Raw genomic sequence first — 9,537 nt, 5'->3', positions numbered from 1 at the left:
AAAGAGAAGAGGGTTTTTGTCTGCTTTTGGCGGCCGAAACACACAAGATTAAATCCTTCTCTTATATTTAATTGGAATTTTTTGTTTTTTCTTTACAAAAATGTCTGTCCAAAAATATATGAAGTACGGTCATAAAAATGGAAATACTTTTCTGCTTTTTCATTAGGGTAGGAATTTTCTCTTTATTAACACACTAAAAAGTGTGTTGTTTGATGATTGCAAATGTATAAAATAATTGTATAAACAGAAAGGTAAATTGATGAAATTATTCTAATAAAGTTTAATGGTTTGTTGCTGTCAATGGATTATGATGATTCTGTAGAGATATAACTGAAAAGCTTTACTCAGGAAATTGCCTTATCTTTGAGGATCTGATGTTTTCAAAACTAATCAATATATCATAGATGAAATTTCTACTGGACCTTTTATTTCGTGTTTTACAGCTTTTTACAGAACCTTATTTCTTGCTATTTCTTGTGATCGTGCTCATTGCTCTGATGAAAAAAAATAGTAAACATAGAAAACTGAGAATGGGAATGGGCATATTTGCCGTTTTGGTGGTCATTTTTATAGGAAATGGTTTTCTGGGCAAACTGATTTCAGGATATCTGCAGAAAGGCTACCTCAATGTTTCTAAAGTCAGGAATACTACTTCTCCGCATCCCGTTATAGTTGTATTAGGCGGAGGGGTTGTAGATATAGACCATATAGAAAAGCTGCATACAATGTCTTATTCAAGAATGGTAACGGCCTACCAGCTGTATCATGCATACAAAACAGATCATAAATCCTGTAAAATATTAATTTCAGGAAAGGGAAGAGGGAGTATCAGTGAAGCGGAATTATTTCGGGAGAATTTTAAAAGAATGGGGGTGGCAGATACTGACATTATTAAGGAAGATAAAAGCATGAACACGTATGAGAACGCAAAATATTCCAGCGGGATTTTGAAGCAGATGGCTCCTTCCAGTATAGATCTGGTGACCTCTGGCTTTCATATGAAAAGATCTGTTTCTCTGTTTCAGACATTTGGATTACATCCTGTCCCGAACGCATCGGATTTTATTGATACTGAAATTACGCTGATTCCTAACAGCTACAATGCTGCTTTTACTTTTGTCATGCTTAAAGAGGTCCTGGGAATATGGCAGGTGCAGCTGTATAACAGTTTGGGATTGAATGGATAAAAAATGTAAGATTATTTTAACTGAGAGACAAATTTTTATTCAAAACCATGCGTTTGACGGTGATATTGTAAGTTAGAAAGATTTAATTTATGGTTATTATTAATTATCAGCTGTCCAGATAAAGCTCCAATTAATTGTAAATTATCAGTAATTGAAAACACACCTTTATCAAACATGATATGGTGGTTAGGGCAAAGACAAATAAGATTATCAGGATTATCATCTCCATCATGAGGTTTACCTAGCGGTTTAATATGAGCGCCTTCAGCATAATGACCTAATTTAGTTGGGATGGAGATCAGGCAAACTTGGCATTTGAAGTTATATAATTTTTTTATTTGCCACGCAATTTTAGTATCGCGTACGATTCTTAAAACAGTGCTTTCTGTTCTTTTTTTGACTTTTTCAGAATAGTCAAGTTGAATTTGACGAGTTGTCTTTTTTATTTTATTATTACCAGAATATTCCAGACGAAATCTGCAAATTTTAAAACCACTTTTACCAGTTTCCTCCCAAGCATCAACAACACTATATAACCCAGCATATGTATAACCTTCTGGAGGTGAAAATTCAGACTTATGTGTTGATCCGCGTATAACACGTACAGGTAATCCTTGATCCATATTTATTAAAAGTCCTGCATTTCCTTTTTCCCAAGTTTGATCTTTTATTTGTTTTCCTGTATTACTATCATTGCCACCAGCTCCTGTGTAAACAATTTCTTCTCCGAAATCTAAGTCATCTTCATAACCTCCAGAAAGAACAATAGCAGCAGTACCTTCTTTCGCATTCCCATCAATTCCTGCTCCCCAATTTCTATGAAAACTTGTAGACATCATTTCTTTTCTATTATTAAAATGATAGCCTTCGTCAATACCTTCAATCTCACCAAATATAATAGGTTTACTCACGGTTGTTTTTATTTAACTACAAATTTATGATTTTGAGTTAAAAAAATAATCATAAGCAGGTTTTTATAGTATATTTTATGGTTAATATACATGCTTATGCAAAAACTAAAAGCCCAAATAAAGCCCTGTTTTTCAAACCAGTAACTATGCTATCTGACTGAAAATAGAGTGGATATATGGGCAAAAATGCTTTCAGGTCTAACATCTGAAAATATGGGTTAAAAACTACATAAAAAATACATTAAACTTGTGTCCATCAGGATCCGCAAATACAAAACCATAATAATTTTCCCCAAAACTTTCAGGTTCTGAGACGATGGTTCCGCCTGCGTTTTTGACTTCATTGGCCCAACTGTTTACCTGTTCTTTACTTTCTGCAGAAAGGGTAAATATGATTTCGTTGGAGTTTTGCGGATCTCCAAAGTTCATGGTATTTAAATTTCTTTCGATGATATTTTTTAAGAAAAAATGGATGACGAATTCATTTACTCCGAAAAAAAAGCTGACCAGTTCATTGGAACTGTGCGGATTATTAGGCTTGAATCCCAGTTCTGTATAAAATTTCTGTGTGCGTTCAAGGTCGGTTACAGCCAGATTGGCCCAGATCATTTTAGGTTTCATATTATTTATATTTTGGTTAGGATAAAGATATTATGTTTAGCTATCATAAAAACTGTCATGTGGCAAGATTTTGTATTTTTAAGATGTAAATGAAAAATTATGGAAAATACTCTTCAGGAATTGGATATTCATCTCAAAAGAATAAGACCTGATTTTTACAATAGCTTACAGGATTCATCCGGGGAGAATGCTATAAATAAACTGGAAGAGAAATATAATATACGGATTCCTCAGGATTTGAAGACATTATATCTGTGGAAAAACGGGCAGGAGAGTAGTTCTTATGATGCCTTTGTGAACAATTCTATTTTTATGCCGTTGGAGCAGTCGCTGGATACTGCTCAGGAACTTACCTCAATGATTGGGACGGATTTTGACATCAAAAACTGGTGGAACCGCCATTGGATTCCGATCTTTCATAATGGTGGCGGAAGCTATATCTGTTATGACTCAGAAGGAACTTTTACCGGGAATAAAGGTCAGATTCTTGAATTCTGGAACCGGGACGCCGACAGAAATGTAATTGCTTCCAGCCTTGAAAACTTTTTAAGAAAGCTCAACGATTATTATAAAGGATTATCTGCAGATCATACAGATGAATTTTTTACTGTGGAGAAAGAAAATGGTTATCCTTTAAATTTCCCGTTATTGTGATTTAACATAATATATAAATGGAAAATAATGAATAAAAATATCATCTATAAAATCAATGCATTAGGAGGAAATGCGGAGACTAACAATGCTTCTGAAAATTTTGCGGAAAACTGGAAGAATATAAGGTTCAGCAATCATCTTTATCATAAAGACTGGCAGCTGTACGGGATTGATGAATTTTATGAATCCCATAAAGGGCTTTATGACCGGGATAAGCAGAAATTTTTTGAAAATCTGTTGGGACATTATTTTTCTGATCATGATCAGGCATATGGACAGCATTTTTACAAGAATTGGTTTTTCACGCCATTTAAAGAAAATTCAGATGATTATGAAGAACTGGACGGACTTGTAGAAGAAAAAGAATTACGTGAAGTTGTAGAAGGTGCTGAAATGGAATTTATCTGTATATTTTATTCTTATGGATATCCTGATCATTTTTTTGTATGTACGACAGATCCTGATCAGGCGAATCCGACCGTTTACAGCACAGACCATGAAGTATATTTCCAGGAAATTGAAAACAGGGGAAAACTGGAAGATTTTCTGGACAGATTCATGACCCAAGAAGAGTTCTCAGAAACCGTTACAACATATCTGGAAGAAAAAAATAATGAATAAGGGATTCTCAGGCGATTAATACTCTATTTCAGGATTATTATAAAAAGTCCTATAATTTATATTATGTTAAATTGTATGGTGTTTTAGTTTCAAAGATTCAAAGCACATCTTAGATTGCATTGTTTTTAAGTTCTTGATTATTGCATCAGGTTTTCAAGTAATAATCAACTCTATTCCTGGTTTTCCTGAATAGCTTTTGTTCATCTATCTGTGTTGATGTTTGCAAAAATGGCGGATTAAGGAATCTTTAAATGGAACCTTAATCCGCCATTTTTGCAAACTGCTGTTAACAGTCGTATTTTCTATTTATTTTTATTTAATTTTTCTAGTTCTGGTAATTCACTTTTGTATTTTTCAACATCCCAAACTAAATCCCAATTTTTAACGTAGTCAGAGATTGGACCTAAGCCAACTTCTGTTCTTCTTTTATCCACATTGTCAGGATCAATTAAAGGTAAAACATAGTAAGTTTTATTATTCTGATTGATTCCTATCTGACTTCCGTATATTTGTTTTCTGCCTTCCCGGATTTCTATTCTGTCAATTAACAAAGCTAAAGAACCCGGACTTGCATTTCCTTTTGTTACAGCCTCTTTCATCATCGGCAAATATTTTTTCTGCGTTTCCAGATCTGAATGTTGAATGACAAGAAATAATGCACTGTTGGCTTGTGCGCCTACTTTGTCTTTACCAACCCAGCCTTTTTCATCCAATATTTTTTTTACTTTTATTAAATTAAGTGAGTCTTTCTGCATTGTTATTTTCCAAAGGTCATTCATTTCCTTAGATTGTGGACCGAATTTTTTTTGCGTTTCATCCATTTGCATTCTGTATTTTTGGTCTTCCTCAAGAATTGCCAATAATTCAGCCTGCAGGGGTTTGTCATAATTGGCTTCTATTGCCGCTACTTTTTTTTCTAGCTTTTCAATAGTTTTCCCCCACTCCTTTTTTGAATGTAAATTTTCTAAATCAGTATCAGAATTTAAGTGCTTTAGATTGGTCCAGCCTTTATCTATTGACAGGTTCAGCCATTTAAATGCTTTTTTTGTATTTCCTGCTAAAGCAGATGAGCATGCGCCATTATATAAGTCACTGGGATTTTCGCTTTCAATTTTAAAAGCTTTATCATATACATCAGCTGACATTTTATAATTTTTTGCTCTGTATAATTGATCGGCCTCACTTATTAATTTTGAATATTCCTGAGCATTAATGCCTGTGAATAAAAATAATAATAACAAAGTATAAATCGTGTTTCTCATTTTTTCTGTATTTAATTCTTAAGTTTTAGATGGTTACATTTTTTTTCAAATTTACATATTAGGTCGGTTTAATTTATATGACTTAACTCCATTATTTGAAATTATTTAAGTTTATATATATCTTACCTGTTGAACGGATATTCATTAACCCAATGAAATCCTCTTTTATTTAACGGGTAATCTTCCTTTTTCTTTCTTATTGTTTTTATTTTCACAGAATCACGGCCTTTATTTCCTGTAAAAATAATACTATCTTTTTGAACACTGTAATGCAGGTAGGCATATATGTTCTGTTCATATGTTTTGCGAAGCATAAGTGTTTTTTTTCCGGTATCTAAAACACTCTGAAATATTTTAGTACTGTCATTATTCAGAATTATATTTGTCTGCCCCGGATAACTGATTACTATTTTTTTCCAGCCCAGAGAATCATTGCAAGGTATTTTCTGGTTATTGATAATATACTGATCAACAATATATGCTCCTTCCATTGGGACTGCCGGCGGTGTATAAAACAGCGCAGATGAAGAGCTCGATATAAAAAAAGCTATTACAAGCCATTTGAGTGTAGTAAGTGTAATTCTCTTCCATTTTTTGTCGGATGTTCTTTTTTGAAAACGTAATTGCGATGGCTGATGCAGTACAAAAAAACGATATAAGGCGATGGCATCACCGCTTACAATAAAGACACAAAACAAAACAATATGGCTGGAAAATATTTTTACCGGAACGTCATAAAAGAAATTCAACAGTGCCACATTGATCATCACCGTCATGGAAAAAAGTGCGCCAAAAGTTTTGGTTCTCCTGAAAAGAAGCAAAAGCCCCCCAATAACTTCCAGCAATCCGGAAACAAAGGTATAACCAGTGGAAGCTCCCATCATGGTCCATACCACACCCATTGGCGACATATCTCCAACTCTTTCTTCCAGCCTGCCAATTGTGTTAGCGGGAAACTGCCCGTCGTGAAGTTTTGCAAAACCATACGAAAGCATGACCATAGCAACATAATAGCGTGCGATTACTACCGTAAACCAATGAAAGTCTTTAAATGTTCGCTGTTTTTTATCCGCAAGAAGTATAACGACTGCAGTTATTACAGCCAAGCCTACATTTACAAGCACTACCCAATAATCCAATGTAGTATCGCCACTGCCGGTCATTTCAATATATTTTACCTGCTTTTGGTGAAAAACATTTTTACACAACCACAAAACGCTACTCTTATAGACTCCCCCAAAAGGTGAAAACTGTGAGGTAAAAATAAAAAGGTACACATAAGAAATAACACACAAGCGCAGGAAACGTACTACAGCATTATGCTTTCTTTGATTGGAAAAATTGATAGATTTTGTATCCATTTAGTAATATTTATTTTAAGGAAAAGAGTTCTGCATTTAAGCACATAATTTTAAATCATTTTTTGAGATTGATACTCTTTGAAAATGATCTTAGCATGCCATTTCTTCTTCCCAAAAATGTAAATATAATTCTTAGTTATTATTGTTAATAATCGGAGCAAGCTCTTTTTTCAATTCTTCAAATTTCTCCTTGCTCATCATATCAATTTCCACGAGTTCTTTTGCTTCTTTTAATTTTGCAATCGCTTCTTCCCTGGTCATTTTTCTATTTTTTAAAAGAATTTCGCCAGACTCAATTCCTAACTCCGTATCCATGACACTTAAATATTTATTAATTCCAAAAGCCCTGTCATTTATTTCTCCCAAAACCATAACTACGTACAAAGGCTTATTTTTGCTGCCTCTGTGATAAGTTTTTATTTCTCTGACAATAACTTTGGTATTTTTTAAGCTGATATCTGCCATATTCTGTGCTTCACCACCCATGGCAGACATAATACTTCCAAATCCGGCTGGTCTTCCCATTTGTATAAATTCATAAGTCTTTTTGGAAGTACTTCTCGATTGCGAAATCCCTCCTCTTGCTTTATTTCCATAACTTCCGGAATAGGTTCTTGTACTAAGTTCCTCAGAGGTAGGAGATCCTAATATTAAAGTATCACCTACCTTCACACTGTTTTTACTCGTTGTTATATATTCCTTAACCTGAGCGCCATTTTTAATAGTGTTGAAGAAATTAATATCCTGAGTATTTTCGTAGGTCAGTAAATCAATATTTTCCTGAGCCTGAATATTTACTATCGATAAAAGAATAGTAAAAAAAGTAATTGCTTTTTTCATAATTATTATTGTGTATATTGGAATTCGATTCTTAGTTTGCAGTTGGTTATTCTAGTTTACACAAATATAACACAGTTATTTATATATAAAATATGAAAAACCATAAAAGCTCCAAAATCCGCAGATTTTGGAGCTGAATTTAAAAAGGTAATCTTTCGGCTAATCTGTTATTGTTTGGTAATTTTATTGAAAAAAGTATCACCTTTAAAGATATAGTCTCCTGAAGGATATTCAGTCAGATCGACGGTATTTTTCCCTTTTCTGAACAATATATTTTTAATGAGGTTACCGTTATTATCATATAAATAAACATTTTCATCTACTGAGGATTCCACATTGATCACTCCTGTCGTTGGATTAGGATAAGCGGAAGTTTTTGTTTTTGGGGAAGCTTCTCTTGTTGACAGAAAGCAACCTGAAATATAGGAATCTCCGATAATATTAAACCCTTTGTTGATCAGCTGGGCTCTGGCCAGCATCGCTTGCGGTGTAGAATAAACCAATCCTGCTGCATCTATAGTTCCTGACGTTATTGTTGAGTTCGCCCATGTAGGATTATTATTCAGAGCGATGAGAAAATTGCTGTAGTTCGTACATGATAAGCCCGCATTTTTAAATCCGAAATAGATTGAATTCCAGCTGAAGTTCTGAAGCTTGGTATTCCACGCAGAAATATCCTGGTCAAAATGCGAAGCACCTGCAAACATATTAAATCCGGCGAAATAATCAACCTTACTTACATCCCAGTTTCCGATGGGCTGATTGAATGATACTGCATTTTCAAACATATGCTCAAAATCTGTTACTTTACCTGTATTCCAGTTATCAAGTGGCTGATTAAATGCTGCGGCATTATAGAATGTATAGCGGAAATTGGTCGCATTTTCTGTATTCCATGAATTTAATGGCTGGTTGAAAGCTGTGGCATCTGCAAACATGGAGGAGAAATCAGTTCCGGATGTTGTGTTCCATGCTGAAATATCCTGATTGAAAGAAGAGGCAGAAGAAAACATGCCGCTAAAATTGGTTACTTTTGAGGTATCCCAGTTTCCGATATTCTGATTAAACAGTGTCGCTCCGCTGAACATACCGCTCATGTCCGTAATACGGAATGGATTCCAGTAAGAAAACGAAGTATGGCCTGTCAAAGATGAACAGTTAAGGAACATTTGTGATAAACTGGTTATCTGTGTCAAATCAGGAGTATCTGCAGCCGTTACGTTAAGATTGGGACAGTTGGCGAATGCTCTGTCGAATTGCTGAAGCCATGTCGTATTTCCCCACTGGCTGAGTTCTATGAGTTCCTGATTTCCACCCGGAGGAATGATGTCGGTATTGGCCCTGAATCCGTAAAATGATCCGTTACCGCTGGATACTTTTAATTCGTAAGTGGCCTGCAGAGGATCTGGATGGAATGATGGCCCGAAATATATGAGTAAAGGTTCATTGCTGCTAGAGGTTGTATAATCAAACATCCCATTATGCTCAGGATATCCTACTTCGTGCCAGTAAATGGTGTAATCGGTTCCTGTGCCACCGAATCTTATTGAATGATCAATGACGCCGTTTGCATTGGGTTTCCAGATGGTAGTAAATTCATTCTGCGCATACGAAACGCAAAATAAAAGGAGAAAAATGATTATTAGTTGTTTTTTACACATAATTTAAAAAAGTTGTTTTAAGGTTAAAATTGGGTTAAGTAAGACAATTAATTTCCCGGGATTCTTTATCTTATTTCTGATACAAAGATACTGGCGCACAGCGACAAAACTCGTCGTGTTATAATTTAATGGCTTGTTTTTTTAAGTTTTTTTTGATGTAAAAACCCTCTGAAAATTACCCGGAAATGGTAATGACACAATTTGTTTTGTAATGCTGATTTTGATAAGAAAGGATGCCATAGAAACATTGGCAAATGCAGACTAAGTAAAGGAAAAAAGAGGGTGTTATTCAGATTTACAGATTACAGCAAATACAGACCTGGTTATAACTCTTCATACCTGCCCTGTTGATAATAAGTTGCTGAAATGATCGGAAATAAAGAAATAAATAGGAATAAATATTCTTAAAGAAATTATGG

At 34.5% G+C, this 9,537-nt stretch carries 9 protein-coding genes; 3 read left to right on the top strand and 6 right to left on the bottom strand.

Features of this window, described 5'->3' with window-relative positions; translation table 11 throughout:
- Positions 1-404: 404 nt before the first annotated feature.
- On the top strand, positions 405-1,187 hold the full coding sequence (locus tag ACR1PO_RS18535; RefSeq protein ID WP_433987736.1) for a YdcF family protein: 783 nt from the start codon (positions 405-407) through the stop codon (positions 1,185-1,187).
- Between the two features lie 35 nt (positions 1,188-1,222).
- Here the strand turns inward: ACR1PO_RS18535 and ACR1PO_RS18530 are convergent, their stop codons facing one another.
- Together ACR1PO_RS18530 and ACR1PO_RS18525 are read right to left on the bottom strand one after the other, a co-directional pair.
- Positions 1,223-2,098: a YDG/SRA domain-containing protein gene (locus ACR1PO_RS18530; protein WP_433987735.1), complete on the bottom strand. Its 876-nt coding sequence runs from the start codon at positions 2,096-2,098 to the stop codon at positions 1,223-1,225.
- 225 nt (positions 2,099-2,323) lie between these two features.
- Positions 2,324-2,719, bottom strand: coding sequence for a VOC family protein (locus ACR1PO_RS18525; RefSeq protein ID WP_433987734.1), 396 nt, complete (start codon positions 2,717-2,719; stop codon positions 2,324-2,326).
- Positions 2,720-2,818: 99 nt separating this feature from the next.
- Here ACR1PO_RS18525 and ACR1PO_RS18520 point away from each other — a divergent pair, with 99 nt between their 5' ends.
- On the top strand, positions 2,819-3,373 hold the full coding sequence (locus ACR1PO_RS18520) for an SMI1/KNR4 family protein (RefSeq protein ID WP_433987733.1): 555 nt from the start codon (positions 2,819-2,821) through the stop codon (positions 3,371-3,373).
- Between the two features lie 27 nt (positions 3,374-3,400).
- Entirely contained in the window at positions 3,401-3,994 is a 594-nt protein-coding gene (locus tag ACR1PO_RS18515) for a hypothetical protein (protein WP_433987732.1), read from the top strand.
- 302 nt (positions 3,995-4,296) lie between these two features.
- Here ACR1PO_RS18515 and ACR1PO_RS18510 read toward each other — a convergent pair whose 3' ends face one another.
- The 4 genes from ACR1PO_RS18510 to ACR1PO_RS18495 form a co-directional block, all read right to left on the bottom strand.
- The gene (locus tag ACR1PO_RS18510; RefSeq protein WP_433987731.1) at positions 4,297-5,256 is read right to left on the bottom strand and encodes a DUF6624 domain-containing protein; all 960 of its coding nucleotides are present in this window, start codon (positions 5,254-5,256) and stop codon (positions 4,297-4,299) included.
- A 122-nt stretch (positions 5,257-5,378) separates the two neighbouring features.
- The gene (locus ACR1PO_RS18505) at positions 5,379-6,617 is read right to left on the bottom strand and encodes a hypothetical protein (protein ID WP_433987730.1); all 1,239 of its coding nucleotides are present in this window, start codon (positions 6,615-6,617) and stop codon (positions 5,379-5,381) included.
- 132 nt (positions 6,618-6,749) lie between these two features.
- Positions 6,750-7,457, bottom strand: a complete 708-nt coding sequence (locus ACR1PO_RS18500; protein ID WP_433987729.1) for a hypothetical protein — start codon at positions 7,455-7,457, stop codon at positions 6,750-6,752.
- Positions 7,458-7,624: 167 nt separating this feature from the next.
- Positions 7,625-9,118, bottom strand: coding sequence for a BspA family leucine-rich repeat surface protein (locus ACR1PO_RS18495; RefSeq protein WP_433987728.1), 1,494 nt, complete (start codon positions 9,116-9,118; stop codon positions 7,625-7,627).
- Between the last annotated feature and the right edge of the window lie 419 nt (positions 9,119-9,537).

It is taken from the genome of Chryseobacterium amylolyticum, assembly GCF_051011775.1.
In the GTDB taxonomy this organism is placed as follows: domain Bacteria; phylum Bacteroidota; class Bacteroidia; order Flavobacteriales; family Weeksellaceae; genus Chryseobacterium.
The sequence above is the reverse complement of the archived record's forward strand: the minus strand, read 5'-3'. Positions and strand labels throughout refer to the sequence as shown.